This window comes from Piscinibacter gummiphilus (genome assembly GCF_002116905.1).
Lineage (GTDB): Bacteria > Pseudomonadota > Gammaproteobacteria > Burkholderiales > Burkholderiaceae_C > Rhizobacter > Rhizobacter gummiphilus.
The window spans coordinates 3357357-3371935 of record NZ_CP015118.1; the positions used below are offsets into that span (position 1 = coordinate 3357357).

At 67.1% G+C, this 14579-nt stretch carries 14 protein-coding genes; all 14 read right to left on the bottom strand.

Going from position 1 to position 14579, the window contains the following annotated elements:
• Positions 1–69: 69 nt before the first annotated feature.
• A complete protein-coding gene (gene urtA / locus A4W93_RS15015; RefSeq protein ID WP_085751367.1) occupies positions 70–1347 on the bottom strand; it encodes an urea ABC transporter substrate-binding protein in 1278 nt (425 codons plus the stop codon).
• Positions 1344–2870, bottom strand: a complete 1527-nt coding sequence (locus tag A4W93_RS15020) for a formylglycine-generating enzyme family protein (RefSeq protein WP_085751368.1) — start codon at positions 2868–2870, stop codon at positions 1344–1346. Before A4W93_RS15020 ends, urtA begins: the two co-directional genes overlap by 4 nt.
• 258 nt (positions 2871–3128) lie before the next feature.
• The gene (gene cyoE, locus A4W93_RS15025) at positions 3129–4022 is read right to left on the bottom strand and encodes a heme o synthase (RefSeq protein WP_085751369.1); all 894 of its coding nucleotides are present in this window, start codon (positions 4020–4022) and stop codon (positions 3129–3131) included.
• Between the two features lie 4 nt (positions 4023–4026).
• A complete protein-coding gene (locus A4W93_RS15030; RefSeq protein ID WP_085751370.1) occupies positions 4027–4341 on the bottom strand; it encodes a cytochrome C oxidase subunit IV family protein in 315 nt (104 codons plus the stop codon).
• Positions 4342–4349: 8 nt separating this feature from the next.
• Positions 4350–5003 carry a cytochrome c oxidase subunit 3 gene (locus tag A4W93_RS15035; RefSeq protein WP_085751371.1) on the bottom strand — a complete coding sequence of 218 codons (654 nt, stop codon included), beginning with the start codon at positions 5001–5003 and terminating at the stop codon, positions 4350–4352.
• Positions 5000–5566, bottom strand: a complete 567-nt coding sequence (locus A4W93_RS15040; protein WP_085751372.1) for a cytochrome c oxidase subunit 3 family protein — start codon at positions 5564–5566, stop codon at positions 5000–5002. The genes A4W93_RS15035 and A4W93_RS15040 overlap by 4 nt, the downstream gene beginning before the upstream one ends.
• Positions 5563–7320 carry a cytochrome c oxidase subunit I gene (ctaD, locus tag A4W93_RS15045; protein ID WP_085751373.1) on the bottom strand — a complete coding sequence of 586 codons (1758 nt, stop codon included), beginning with the start codon at positions 7318–7320 and terminating at the stop codon, positions 5563–5565. Before ctaD ends, A4W93_RS15040 begins: the two co-directional genes overlap by 4 nt.
• Positions 7321–7330: 10 nt before the next feature.
• Positions 7331–8449, bottom strand: a complete 1119-nt coding sequence (locus A4W93_RS15050; RefSeq protein WP_085751374.1) for a cytochrome c oxidase subunit II — start codon at positions 8447–8449, stop codon at positions 7331–7333.
• A 22-nt stretch (positions 8450–8471) separates the two neighbouring features.
• A complete protein-coding gene (locus A4W93_RS15055; protein WP_085751375.1) occupies positions 8472–8996 on the bottom strand; it encodes a hypothetical protein in 525 nt (174 codons plus the stop codon).
• A 64-nt stretch (positions 8997–9060) separates the two neighbouring features.
• Entirely contained in the window at positions 9061–9576 is a 516-nt protein-coding gene (locus A4W93_RS15060; protein WP_085751376.1) for a DUF1269 domain-containing protein, read from the bottom strand.
• 151 nt (positions 9577–9727) lie between these two features.
• The gene (adh, locus tag A4W93_RS15065; protein ID WP_085751377.1) at positions 9728–11248 is read right to left on the bottom strand and encodes an aldehyde dehydrogenase; all 1521 of its coding nucleotides are present in this window, start codon (positions 11246–11248) and stop codon (positions 9728–9730) included.
• Between the two features lie 369 nt (positions 11249–11617).
• Positions 11618–12055 (bottom strand): c-type cytochrome, encoded by a 438-nt coding sequence (locus A4W93_RS15070; protein ID WP_085751378.1) that lies wholly within the window; start codon positions 12053–12055, stop codon positions 11618–11620.
• Positions 12056–12069: 14 nt separating this feature from the next.
• Entirely contained in the window at positions 12070–12648 is a 579-nt protein-coding gene (locus A4W93_RS15075) for a pentapeptide repeat-containing protein (protein ID WP_085751379.1), read from the bottom strand.
• The gene (locus tag A4W93_RS15080; protein WP_085751380.1) at positions 12645–14525 is read right to left on the bottom strand and encodes a methanol/ethanol family PQQ-dependent dehydrogenase; all 1881 of its coding nucleotides are present in this window, start codon (positions 14523–14525) and stop codon (positions 12645–12647) included. The genes A4W93_RS15075 and A4W93_RS15080 overlap by 4 nt, the downstream gene beginning before the upstream one ends.
• Between the last annotated feature and the right edge of the window lie 54 nt (positions 14526–14579).

Here is a 14579-nt window from a genome sequence, read left to right on the forward strand (position 1 = left end):
TCGAGCGAGCGCACGCGATTCCGTGCGGCTCGGCCACGCGCCCCGGTCGTGTGTCGCGGGACATGTTCATCATTTGCAGCACGACCTGCTGCACACGTCTTTCTTTCCCTCGCACGCACACTCGTCGCTTCGGCAACTCGCCGCCGGAGGACCGAACGCCACGGCAGGAATCGGTCCAGACTCACTGAGGACATCGAACTGTCCGTCTGCTCGAATAGCCCCGATGAACACCGGCTTGTGCAGGTGATGGTTCTTCTCGTCCATCTTCGCGACGAAGCCGCTCGGGGCCTTGAAGGTCTGGCCGGCCATCGCGGCGATGACCTTGTCGGTGTCGGTGCTCTTGGCCTTCTCGACGGCCTGGGCCCACATGTGGATGCCGATGTAGGTGGCTTCCATCGGGTCGTTGGTCAGCGGCTTGTCGGCGCCCGGCAGCTTCTTGGCCTTGGCGTAGGCGGCCCATTGCTTCTTGAACGCGTCGTTCGTCGGGTTCTTGAGGCTCATGAAGTAGTTCCAGGCGGCCAGTTGCCCCACCAGCGGCTTGGTGTCGACGTCGCGGAGTTCTTCCTCACCCACTGACAGAGCGACAACGGGCAGGTCGGTCGCCTTCAGGCCCTGGTTGCCCAGTTCCTTGTAGAACGGCACGTTCGAGTCGCCGCTGATCGTCGAGATCACCGCGGTCCTACCACTGGCGGCGAACTTCTTCACCTCGGTGACGATGGTCTGGTAGTCGCTGTGGCCGAACGGCGTGTACTTCTCGTCGATGTCCTTGTCGGCGATACCCTTGCTCTTGAGGAAGGCACGCAGGATCTTGTTGGTGGTGCGTGGGTAGACGTAGTCGGTGCCCAGCAGCACAAAGCGCTTGGCGCCGCCACCGGCCTTGCTCATCAGGTATTCCACGGCGGGGATGGCCTGCTGGTTCGGAGCCGCGCCCGTGTAGAACACGTTCCTGCTCGGCGCTTCACCTTCGTACTGCGCAGGATAGAACAGCAGGCCGTTGAGCTCCTCGACGACCGGCCGAATCGACTTGCGCGACACGCTGGTCCAGCCGCCGAACATCACGACAACCTCGTCCTGCGAGATCAACTGCTTGGCCTTCTCGGCGAACAGGGGCCAGTTGGAGGCCGGATCCACGACCACCGGCTCGAGCTTCTTGCCGAGCACGCCCCCCTTGGCGTTGATCTCGTCGATGGCCATCAGCGCGACATCCTTCAGGGCGGTCTCGGAGATGGCCATCGTCCCCGACAGCGAGTGAAGCACCCCCACCTTGATGGTGTCGGCGGCCTGGGCGACCATCGGCAGACTCACCATCGCCAGTGTACGAAGCAAAGCAGAAAGCAGCACTTTCATGAACGGTCTTCCTTTCTTGAAAGCGCGCATCGAAATCCGATCAAGTCGTCTCCATTCTTGGCGAGCCGGCGATCCCTTCGACTGGAGCGCATCCGCCGCTCGTCTTCCGAGTACATATCTTCGAACCCGGCTGCACCTTTGACGACGCACTCCGTCTTGCAGCCATTGTTCTTCTTGTACGGAACAGGGTGGCTGGAACTGTGCTCGGTTCCGGTCCACTCACGCACTCCGGTCGTCATCCCTTCAACGCCCAAGGGACTGCGATCCAACGCATGAGGGATGTTGAGGCGCACACCCAGCATGTCCCGGTCGTTGCCTTTGACTCCTGTTGCAGCCTTTTGCTTGGAAAGAACAGCTGCGGTGATATCCGAGTCGCTTCCCCAAGGAAACGGCCAACCATCGGTCCCCCTTGCCGCGACTTCCCACTCGAGTTCTGTCGGCAGACGCCTGCCTCCCGACTTTTGACAGAACCTCGTCGCATCGAGTTGGGAGGCACCGACCAGCGGACGGTCGACATTGTCGCGATGACGCCGCCACCTGCTCAGCTTTGAACCCATCACCTCTTCGAACGAAGGAGCGGTCGACTCCCCCATGACCGCGTTCCACTGACCATTCGTCACGGACCTGGCATCGATGAGAAATGCACCGAAGCTCACCTGCTGCGCCGGGGCCTCGGCTTTTTCATCGTCGTCCGAACCCAGCACCGCAACGCCCGCCGGCACGTCGATCATTTCGTACTGCCGACGGTATCGCTCCCGTCTGGGCATACGCGACTGAACTTCTGCAAAGTAGCTCTGGATGTCGCCTACCGCTTGGATGGACATCAGCCCGAGAAGCGCTTTGTATCTGACCAGCGGCTCCGCGTCCTTAAGTCCTCGAACCAGCAGGTCGCGACGTCTTTCTCTGGAGATTCTGCTGCGTCCCTCGGGCAAACCAGCGGCCTCCATGATGCCAACCCTCAGTGTGAGCTCTCGCTCGTTGGATGCCCCTGAACTCCGCGGGCCACCCCGTGTAGGAGATGCCGCCCACTCCTGCTCGAGGATCAACCACGCGACATCCGGATCCACCTGCCCATACTGCTGGGCGGCTGCGATTCTCTGAATCGAAGAGCGCTCGGCAAGCCGCGTGACCAGCGTCTTTGCGATCGTTTCCTGCGCGCGCTGCGCGCTTTCCTTCGAAGCAATGATCTGATTGATCCAGATGCTTCCCCCAATCCCGATGACCGCAGCCAACAGCGTCACCGCCGGGGCGATGTTCTTGAGCCAGAGGGGCCGATTCAGCTCTCTGAGTTCCGCTGCAAGCTTCTCCGCTTCTGGGCCGATTCGACGTTGCAGGCCTTGAATCTCGTAGCGCAGCTTCTCCAGCTCGAGCTCGACTTTTGCCCTGCTCGAGCTTCGATCTCCGTCTCTGTCTTCGGGCTCCCCCTCGCCGTCGTGGCGATCTCCTCCGTCCTCAGACGAACTGGACCGCGACTGGCCAACCCCATCCCCTTGTCGTTCTGAACCCATCGCCGTTGCCCCCATGCGCAACACTTGTCTCGAACACCTCGCCCGAATCTCCAGTCAACGATCAAGTGACTCGCAGATCGAGTGCGACGTCTGTCAGGAGCAGTGGACCCGAACGGACGGCGACTTGGGTCATCAACATTGATGAAGCCCCTTCCGCAGCGGCCCGCGGAGCGCAGGCTCAGGCCCCTTCGACCGAGCACCTCGATGTCCACGCAGCACGCTTCATCGCGATCGCGCGACGTCGATCGGAGACCCGACACACGGAGCCACTGCCTACCCGATGCTCGCCAGCGCGTGATCGAGCAGCAGCAGCGCGAAGATCCCCGACAGGTAGACGATCGAGTAGCGGAACACCGGCATCGCGAGGCGGATGTCGCGCCGCAGCCGCCACGCGAGCCAGGTGAAGCGGCCGCCCAGCACCGCCGCGCCCGCGAGGTAGGTCCAGCCCGCCATGCCGATCGCGAACGGCAGCAGCGACACCACCCACAGCGCCACCGTGTACGCGAGGATGCGGCCGCAGGTGAACGGCACGCCGTGGGTCACCGGCAGCATGGGCAGCGACGCGCGGGCGTAGTCGTCGCGCCGGTGGATCGCCAGCGCCCAGAAGTGCGGCGGGGTCCAGATCAGGATGATCAGGAACAGCACGAGCGCGCCCGCGTCGAGGTGGCCGGTCACCGCGACCCAGCCCAGCAACGGCGGTGCGGCGCCGGCGGCCCCGCCGATCACGATGTTCTGCGGGGTGCTGCGCTTGAGGAACAGGCTGTAGATGCCGGCATAGCCCACCAGCGAGGCCCACGTGAGCACCGTGCACAGCGGGTTCGTGAACGCGAGCAGCAGCACGGTGCCGATCGCCCCGAGCACCACCGCGAACACCGCGGCCTGGGCGCCCTGCAGCGCGCCGGTGGGCAGCGGGCGGCCCCGTGTGCGCGCCATCAACGCATCCACGCGCTGGTCGATCAGGTGGTTCAGCGACGCGGCCGATGCGGCAAGCAGCGCGATGCCGAGCGTGCCGAACACGAACACGCGCCACGGCACGATGGACGGCGTGGCGAGGGTCATGCCCACGGCCACCGTGAACACCATCAGCGCGACGACACGGGGTTTCGTCAGTTCGACGTAGCGGCGCCAGTCGGCGCGGGTGACGGTCCAGGCGACGGGCGACGACATGGGATCAGCGGAAGAACAGTTGCCGCACCGCGTGGGTGTGTCCGCCCTCGATGGCCATCAGCGCCACCAGAACGATCAGCGCCCCCACTGGCAGCAGGATGGCCGTCACGAGCGCCAGGCGCTCCCAGGCCATGTGCATGAAGATCGCGACGATCAGGCCGGCCTTCAGCATCATGAAGACGATGATCAGCGTCCAGCGCAGCAGGCCCTGCACGTGGAAGTAGTCGACCATGTACGACAGCGTGCTCAGCACGAACAGCAGCAGCCAGATCTTCAGGTAGAGCCCGATCGGGTGCTGCTGGCCGGTGTGTGTGCTCATGGTTCACCTCACCACAGGTAGAAGAACGCGAAGATGAAGACCCAGACGAGGTCCACGAAGTGCCAGTAGAGGCCCACGATCTCGACGGTGGACGCATCGGCCCGGCCCTGCAGCACGCGGTGCGCGAACAGCAGCAGCAGGATCACGCCGCCGGTGACGTGCAACCCGTGGAAGCCGGTGATCATGAAGAACACCGACCCGAATTGCGCCGCGCCCCACGGGTTCTCCCAGGGGCGCATGCCCTCCAGCAGCAGCTTGGACCATTCGAAGGCCTGCATCAGCACGAAGGTCTCGCCGAACGCGGCGGTGACCACCATCAGCGCCGCCGCGTTGGCGCGGTCGCCGCTGTAGGCGAAGTTCACGGCCATGGCCATCGTGCCGCTGCTCGTGATCAGCACGAAGGTCATGATCGCGATGAGCAGCAGCGGCACCTGCGTGGCGCCCACGTGCAGCGCGAACACCTCGCTCGGGTTGGGCCACTGTGCGGTGATGGACGCACGCACCGTCATGTAGCCCGTCAGGAACGAGCCGAAGATGAAGGTGTCGCTCAGCAGGAAGATCCACATCATCGCCTTGCCCCACGAGACGTGGAAGGCCTGGCGGTCGGACGACCAGTCGGCGACGAGGCCGCGGCCGCCGTCGGGGAGCGGCACGCTGCTCATGGCGTCACCCCGCAGATGGCGCGGGCCACGTCCGGCGTGATCCACCGGAACGCAGCGAACAGCGCGAGCCACACCGCCAGCAGGAAGTGCCAGTAGCGGGCACACAGCGCGATGCGGCGGTCACCGCCCGGCGCGCCGCTCACGTTGCCCCACGCCACCAGCCCGCCCACGGCGTGCAGCGCGTGCAGGCCGGTCAGCAGGTAGAAGAAGCTCGCGGCCGGGTTGCCCGTCAGTACCACGTTCGCCGCCTGAAGCGCCTGCCAGGCCCAGCACTGCACGGCGACGAAGGCGACGCCGCACAGGCCGCCGGCCATCAGCCAGGTGCGCGACGCCGAGCGCGAAGCCTGGTGCAGCAGCCCGCTGCCAGCCACGAGCACCGCGGTGCTGAGCCACAGCTGCCAGGGCATCGCGATGGCGGTGGCGTCGGGACTCGCGAGCCGCATCACGTACGCCGTGAGGAACAGGCCGAAGAGGCTCGTCACCACCGCGAGCAGCGCCCAGACACCGGTGCTCAGCGCCCGTTCGCGGTCCGCGGCGGAGATGCGCAGCGTGGTCGTGTTCATGGATGTCCCCTCTCCGGTCCCGGCTCCACGCCACCGGCCTTCGCCGGTGCGTCCTGCGGGATGAAATCGAGCTGCGTGCCCGGCACGCTGTACGCGTAGGCCCAGCGGCGCACGACGGGGAGCTGGTCGCCCCAGTTGCCGTGGGCCGGCGGTGTCTGCGGCGTGAGCCACTCGAGCGATGCGGCGTTCCACGGGTTCGGATCGGCCTTGCGGCCGTGGAACGCGCTCCACAGCAGGTTGAACACGAAGACGAGTTGCGTGACGCCCACGATGATCGCGATCACGGTGATCCACGCGTTGAACGTGTGGGCCGAAGCCGGGATGAAGTCGTAGGCCGCGTACTCGTGGTACCGCCGCGGCATGCCCAGCAGGCCCAGGTAGTGCATCGGGAAGAAGATCGAGTAGGTGCCGATGAACGTGACCCAGAAATGCAGGTGCCCGAGGCGGTCGTCGAGCATGCGGCCCGTGATCTTCGGGAACCAGTGGTAGATGCCACCGAACACCACCAGCAGTGGCGCCACGCCCATCACCATGTGGAAGTGCGCCACGACGAAGTACGTGCCCGACAGCGGCACGTCCACGCTGACGTTGCCGAGGAACAGGCCCGTGAGCCCGCCCACCAGGAACGTCGCCATGAAGGCGAGCGCGAACAGCATCGGCACGGTCAGGTGGATGTCGCCGCGCCACAGCGTCAGCAGCCAGTTGTAGACCTTGATGGCGGTGGGCACCGCGATGATCAGCGTGCTGGTCGCGAAGAAGAAGCCGAAGTACGGGTTCATGCCGCTCACGAACATGTGGTGCGCCCACACGACGAAGCTCAGGCCGCCGATGGCGACGATGGCCCACACCATCGTGCGGTACCCGAAGATGGCCTTGCGCGCGTGCACGCTGATCAGGTCCGACACGATGCCGAAGGCCGGCAGCGCGACGATGTAGACCTCGGGGTGGCCGAAGAACCAGAACAGGTGCTGGAACAGCAGCGGGCTGCCGCCCTTGTGCGCCGACACCTGGCCCATCGAGACGAGGGCCGGCATGAAGAAGCTCGTGCCGAGCGTCTTGTCGAAAAGCATCATCACGCCGCTCACGAACAGCGCGGGGAACGCCAGCAGCGCGAGGATCGTCGCCACGAAGATGCCCCACACCGACAGCGGCATGCGCAGCAGCGTCATGCCCTCGCAGCGCAGCTGCAGCACGGTGGTGACGTAGTTGAGGCCGCCCATCGTGGCCGCCACGATGAAGATCAGCAGCGAGACGAGCATCACGATGATGCCCCAGTCGTGCCCCGGCGTGCCGGGCAGGATGGCCTGCGGCGGGTACAGCGTCCAGCCCGCGCCGGTGGGCCCGCCCGGCACGAAGAAGCTCGCCATCAGCACCACCACCGAGGCCAGGTAGAACCAGAAGCTCAGCATGTTGAGGTACGGGAACGCCATGTCGCGCGCGCCCACCATCAGCGGGATCAGGTAGTTGCCGAAGCCGCCGAGGAACAGCGCCGTGAGCAGGTAGATCACCATGATCATCCCGTGCATCGTGACGAACTGGTAGTAGCGTTCGGCGTCGATGAACGCGAACTGCCCGGGGAAGCCGATCTGCAGCCGCATCAGGTTCGACAGCAGCAGCCCCACGAGACCCACCGCGATCGCGGTGCCCCCGTACTGGATCGCGATCACCTTGTGGTCCTGGCTCCAGACGTAGCGCGTCCAGAAGCTCTGGGGCGCGTGGTGCGCGTGGTCGTCGGCGGAGTGCACGTAGGCCATGGGGACTCCCTCACTGCGGCGCGGGCGCCTGGGCCTTGATGTACGCCACCAGCGCGTCGAGTTCCGGGTCGGTCAGGTCGACCTTCGGCATCACCGGCGGGTAGCCCTTGACGGAGCGGGCGGTGGGGTTGCGGATGAAGTCGCGCAGGTAGGCCTCGTCGACCTTGGCCTGCGAGCCGTCGTCCATCGACTCCATCTTCCCGAAGAGGCCCTTCCACGTGGGGCCGACGATGGTGCGGCCGTCGATGCTGTGGCACGCCACGCAGCCCTTGGCACCGGCGAGCGCGCGGCCCTTGTCGACGAGCGGGTCGCCGGTGCCCTCGGCGGCCTTCGCCCGCGCGGCGAGCGCCATCGTGAACGTGGGCTGCTTCGCGAGCCAGGCCTTGTACGCCTCCTCCGACTCCACCACGACGAAGCCGCGCATGTTCGGATGCCCCACACCGCACAGCTGAGCGCACATCGATTCGTAGCGCCCGTTCACCGTGGGCGTGAACCAGAAGCTGCTCACCTGCCCCGGCACGATGTTCATGCGGGCGCGAAAGGGCGGGACGAAGAAGTCGTGCAGCACGTCGTTCGAGCGCATCAGCACCTGCACGGGCCGGTCCTTCGGCAGGTGCACCTCGTTGCCGATGACGAGCACGTCGTCGAGCGCCCGCGTGTCGGACGGGTCGAGGCCGAACGGGTTGTCGGGTTTCACGAAGCGCGCATCGCTGCCGCCCAGCGCGCCATCGCCGCCCTGCAGCCGGAAGCGCCATTGCCACTGCTCGCCGAGCACCTCCAGCACCAGGGCGTCCTTCGGTGGCCGCACGTAGTCGGCGTACACGACGAGGCCCGGGGCGAGCAGGCCCACGATGCCGACGGTGGTGATGCCGATCAGCCAGCGTTCGAGCTTGTGGTTCTCGGGTTCGTACGAGGCGCGGTGACCGTCACGGTGGCGGTAGCGCCACAGCACCCAGACGAGGAACAGGCCGATGGCGACGAAGAAGATGCCGGTGATCAGGAAGGTGATCCACAGCGTGTGGTCCATGCGGTCCCAGTTGGACGCGAGCGGGGTCGTCCACCATGGGGTGAGCCAATGGAACAGCAGCGATCCGAGTACGACGAGGAGCAGGACAACGGTGATCGCCATGGCGGATGTCCGTGCCCGGCCTTCACGCGGGCCGGTGTGCCTCGGTCGGAGGCCTGGCGAGGCGGCGGTAGAGCACCGCCGCGGTCACCCCGAAAACGATGTGCGCGATCGCGGTGCCGACGCCTTGCAACTCGGCGAACCACGGGAACCAGTGCACCATCAGGTGGAAGTTGAGGCCGTACAGCAGCAGGCCGAACACCGCGCCCATCCCGACCAGGGTGGTGGTGTCGTCGTCGCCATGCACCCCCGCGGCCACGAACCCGAGCACGAGGCCGAATCCGATGCCGAGCATGTAGTGGATGACCAGTGCCGTGGCGACGGTGCCGAGGTCGAAGACGTGCGGTGTCGACCACATCGCCTCGGGCCCGAGCAGCAGCGCGGCGACCATCTGCGAGAGGCGCCACGCCCCGGTGGTGCCGGGTGCGAACGCGGACCACAGCAGCTCCAGGGCCATCAACACGGCGCCGCCGGCGAATCCGGCGACGGCCGCGGCGGTCCAGTCGAACGGGCGCCGCTCCCAGCGGTGCAGGTGAAGGGGAATGTCCATGATCGCCTCCAACGAACGGCGTCACGCGAGCGTGGCGGAACCTCGAACCTCCTGAAAGGGGAACTCAGGGGAATGCGGGAATGTTCGGTTCCACGCCTTCGAAGTGGCCTTCGGGGTGCAAGGTCTGCAGCAGCTGCTCGATCTCGTCCACGCGCTGGCGCGGCACGTCGACCATCAGGAGGATCTCGCCCTTCTTCAGCGCCGACGCGAACCGGGCGAGCCGGTTGCTCGGCGTGGACACGCCGATCATGCTCGACGACCACGCCCCGATGAGCCCGCCGACGAATCCGAGCACGGCGACCATGCCCCACTGGGGCTCGTCACCCACGATGGGGAAGAACACCGCGGCCAGCAGCCCGACCACGATGCCGGCGCCACCGCCGATCACGAGGCCCGCCTGCGCGGAGCGCACGACGTCGGAGGTCTGCAGGAGGTTCGCGGCGTGGAGGCCGGTCATGTCGGCTTCGTCGTCGGCGACGAAGTGGATGTGCCGTTCGCTGACGCGGGCCAGCAACAGGTCGTTCATGGTCCGACGGGCACTCGCCAGGTCGGGCAGCAGCCAGTAGATGCGCTTGCGCATGATGTGCTCCTCTTCGCGTGGTTGAACTTTGCGAAAGACGTGCTCTTGCGACCTTATACACCCGGGCCCTGCCCCCTTCAAGACGAGACTATCCCGCGGTCGCGGTGGTCCTTCGAACACCGGCCGCGGGGAATGACGCGTCAGAGACGCCTCAGAAGAATCCCATCGCCGACTCGTCGTAGCTCACGAGCAGGTTCTTCGTCTGCTGGTAGTGGTCGAGCATCATCTTGTGGTTCTCGCGTCCGATGCCGCTCTGCTTGTAGCCGCCGAACGCGGCGTGGGCCGGGTACGCGTGGTAGCAGTTCGTCCACACGCGGCCCGCCTGGATGCCGCGGCCCATGCGGAACGCGGTGTTCATGTCGCGGCTCCACACGCCCGCGCCGAGGCCGTACAGCGTGTCGTTCGCGATCGAGAGCGCCTCCTCCTCGTCCTTGAAGGTCGTGAGCGACACCACCGGTCCGAAGATCTCCTCCTGGAAGATGCGCATCTTGTTGTGGCCGCGGAACACCGTGGGCTTCACGTAGTAGCCGCCCTCGAGGTCACCGGGCAGCACGTTGCGCTCGCCGCCGATCAGGCACTTCGCGCCCTCCTGCTTGCCGATGTCGAGGTAGCTCAGGATCTTCTCGAGCTGCTCGCTCGAGGCCTGCGCGCCGATCATCGTCGTGAGGTCCATCGGGTTGCCCTGCTTGATGGCGGCCACGCGGGCGACGGCCCGTTCGATGAACGCATCGGCGATCGACTCCTGCACCAGCACGCGCGACGGGCACGTGCACACCTCGCCCTGGTTCAGCGCGAACAGCGCGAAGCCTTCGAGGGCCTTGTCGAAGAAGGCATCGTCCTTCGCCATCACGTCGGCGAAGAAGATGTTCGGGGACTTGCCGCCGAGCTCCAGCGTGACCGGGATCAGGTTCTGGCTCGCGTACTGCGAGATCAGCCGGCCGGTCGTGGTCTCGCCGGTGAACGCGATCTTGCCGATGCGGTTGCTGGAGGCGAGCGGCTTGCCGGCCTCCAGGCCGAAGCCGTTGACGACGTTGAGCACGCCCGGCGGCAGCAGGTCGCCGATGACTTCCAGCAGCACGAGGATCGACACCGGCGTCTGCTCGGCGGGCTTGAGCACCACGCAGTTGCCGGCGGCCAGCGCCGGGGCCAGTTTCCACACGGCCATCAGCAGGGGGAAGTTCCACGGGATGATCTGGCCCACGACCCCGATGGGCTCGTGGAAGTGGTATGCATAGGTCTTCTCGTCGATCTCGCTGATGCCGCCCTCCTGCGCGCGCAGGCAGCCGGCGAAGTAGCGGAAGTGGTCGACGGCCAGCGGCAGGTCGGCGTGGGTGGTCTCGCGCAGCGGCTTGCCGTTGTCCCAGGTCTCGGCCGCGGCCAGCATCGAGAGGTTCTGCTCGATGCGGTCGGCGATGCGGTTCAGGATGTTGGCGCGCGTGGTGGGCGACGTGCGGCCCCACGGCCCCTTCGCGGCATGGGCCGCGTCGAGCGCGCGTTCGATGTCGGCGGCGGTCGAGCGCGGCACCTCGCAGAAGACCTTGCCCGTGACGGGCGTGATGTTCTCGAAGTACTGCCCTTCGGCCGGGGTCACCCATTCGCCGTTGATGAAGTTGCCGTAGCGCTTCTTGAAGGCGACGGGTTGGCCGAATTTGCCGGGCTCGAGCATGTCCATGGTGACTCTCCAGGGGGTTGAAAGAAGGAATCGAACACCTGTCCTGGCGCATCTCGCGTGCCAGCCTTCGATGCCTCGAAAAGCACCCTCCGCACCCGTCGCTTTCGAGGGAAAGCCCCGCCCGGGTGTGCCACCGTGTGACACCCGGTGTGCCATCGCTGTCCCGAGGCGGACCGACCGCCACGCGACGCACCGGGCCGGCGGCCTGCACGCGACTTGCAGGCGTCACCGACAGGAGGAACGCGCGATGGACCACCACCCCGAATCCGGACCGCCCAAAGCACTGAAGGCCGAGCGCCTGTTGGCGCTGGCCTTCGTGCTGGTGTTGCTGTGCGCCCTGCCGGCGCTGCTGCTGGGCTGAGGCGTCCGTCAGTGCGGTGGCGCGGCGGCCCGCGCCGCGTCCACGGACGTCGTGCGTTTCGGCGGATCCAACGGGCGGGTCTCGACGAACGTGCGGATCGCCCAGATCTCGTCGTCGCGCAGCACGCCACGCCACGGCGGCATGTGCACGACGCCGGCGCGCACCTTGCCGTCGAGCACGGAGCGCAGGTAGTAGGTGTCGACGTCGCGGAGGCAGTGCGACTTCAGCGCGGCATCGGCCAGGCGGCGGCAGAAGCCGTCGAGGCGGCGCAGGTCGGGCGCCTCGGCCATCGGCGACACGGCCTGGTCGCCGTGGCAGGCCGCGCAGTGGGCCGCATAGGCGGCGCGGCCGGGTTCGATCGCGGCCGGGTCGCCCCGCAGCGGGTTCGGGGGAGCGGCGAGCGCCGGCGCGGCGGCCGCCAGCAGAACGAGATGAACGAAACGCATGCGAATCTCCAGGGTCACCAGCCGTCCGGGCACCCGGTGCAGCCGTCGAAGTTGGCGTCGGGGAAGATCGCGAAGCGGAACACCGCGCCGCGCAGGTCCGCGCCCTTCAGGTTCGTGCCGTTGAACTTCGCCTCCTGCAGATCGGCGTCGTTGAGCTTCGCGCCCTCCAGGTTCGTCAGCACGAAGCGGACGGCCTCGAGGTTCGCCGAGCGCAGGTCCGCACCGCGCAGGTCGGCCCGGAAGAAGCGGGCCTGCTCCAGGTCCGTGCCGACGAGGATGGCGTGGCGCATCGACACGCCCGGCGCGTTGAGCGCGTAGGCACGCGCCGCCGTCAGGTCGGCGCCGTCGAGCACTGCGCCGGCGAGGTTCGCCGAACGCAGGTTCGCGCGGTTGAGCTTCGCGCCGGTGAAGTCGACGCCGCGCAGGTCCTTCCCGACCAGGTTCGCGTGGCGCAGGTCCGCGCCGGGACACTGAGCGTAAGGCCAGAGGTGGCAGCCGCCGATGACGGTCACCTCCGGCGCCGCCGCAGGCTGGGCGAAGGCCGCTCCGCCCGCCAGGCCGAGACACAGCGCGAGGAGCGGCCCCGGCCTCATTTGGAGGCCACCTTCCGGCCTTCCGCGCGCGGCAGCTTGAACACCCAGTAGCTGCCGCCCTGCGTGATCTGCTTCGTCAGGTCGGCCATGTCGCCACCCCAGAGCGGTACGGCGCCGCCGTAGCCGCTGGACAGGCCGATGTACTGCTCGCCGTCCTGCTCCCACGTGATGGGCACCGACACCACGCCCGAGCCTGTCTGGTACTTCCACAGCTCCTTGCCGGTCTTCGCGTCGAAGGCCTTCACGAAGCCGTCGGACGTGCCGGTGATCAGCAGCCCGCCGGCCGTGGTCAGCGTGCCGGCCCACAGCGGGAACTTCTCCTTGTTCTCCCACACGATGCGACCGGTCTTCGGATCGATCGCGCGCAGCGTGCCCACGTGGTCGTCGTACAGGCGCTTGATCCGGAAGCCCTGGCCCAGGTAGGCCGAGCCCGGCTTGTACGTCACGTGTTCGGTCCAGTAGTCCATCGCCCAGTGGTTGCCGGGGATGTAGAACAGCCCGGTGTCCGGCGAGTACGACATCGGCATCCAGTTGGTGCCGCCGAGGAATGGCGGCGACACGAACACGGCCTTGCCCTTCTCGGCGCCGGCCTCCGGCAGCGGCGGGCGGTTGCCGGTCTCGATGGGCCGGCCGCTCTTCAGGTCGAAGCCCTTCGCCCACGTGATGCCATCGACGAACGGCCACGCGTTGATCAGCGACGTGGGCTTGTTCGGGTAGCCCGCGCCGGTCGCGAGCTTCTCGCGGTCGGTCACGAAGAAGTAACCGTTGCGGTCCGCATGCGCGCTCGCCTTCACGAGCTTTCCGGTCTTCGGGTCCTTGTACTCGAACAGCACCACGGAGTTGTTGCCCGAGAAGTCCCACGCGTCGTTCGGCGTGTGCTGGTAGAAGCCTTTCAACTCGCCGGTGCTGGCGTCGACGTAGGCCTGGCCCGAGGTGAAGAGGCTGTCCCACTCCAGCGGGTTGCCGCCCTCGGCCGTGCGCTTCCAGGTGTTCCACGGCGCGGGGTTGCCCGACCCGATCACGATGGTGTTCGTATCGGGGTCGAACGACGCGGTCTGCCACGGCGCGCCGCCGCCCTGCTTCCACGACTCGGTGAGGTTGCCGTCCCTGTCGCGCGGCCAGCTCGGGGCCTTCACGTCGCCGGTGGTGGTGCTGTCCTTGCCTTCGAGGCGGCCCATGTGGCCTTCCACCAGCGGCCGGGCCCAGACCTCGGCGCCGGTCTCCGGGTCGCGCGCGAACAGCCAGCCGAGCACGCCGAACTCGTCGCCCGAGCTGCCGTGCACGACGAGCACGCGGCCGCCCTTCTCGCGCACGATGAACGGCGCGCCGGTCATCGTGTAGCCCACCTTGTGGTCGCCGAACTTCTGGTTCCACGCGACGGCGCCGGTCTTCTTGTCGAGCGCGACGAGTCGCGCATCGAGCGTGCCGAAGTAGATCTTGTCGCCGTAGATCGCGGGCCCGCGGTTGACGACGTCGCAGCACGGGCGGATGTCGTCGGGCAGGCGGTGCTCGTAGGCCCACAGCTGGTGGCCGGTCTTCGCGTCGAGCGCGTACAGGCGCGAGTACGACGCGGTCACGTAGATCACGCCGTCGTGCACGAGCGCCTGCGCCTCCTGGCCGCGCTGCTTCTCGCCGCCGAACGAGAAGGTCCAGGCGGGCACCAGCATGTCGACGTTGCGGGTGTTGATGCGTTTCGCCGGGCTGTGGCGCTGGGCCTTGAGGCCGAGGCCATAGCTGAGCACGTCGCCCGTGCTCTTGTCGTCGTGGGCGAGGTCGTCCCAGGCGACCTTGCCGCCGGCCGCGTGCGCGGCGCCGATCAGGAACGCGAGGGTGGTCGCCGCCAGCGGCGCGGCGATGCGGGTGAGGGTCGGTTGCATGCTGGTATCCCGTATGGTTTGAGGTGGTCTGGGGCGGCCGGGCCGCAGGGGTCG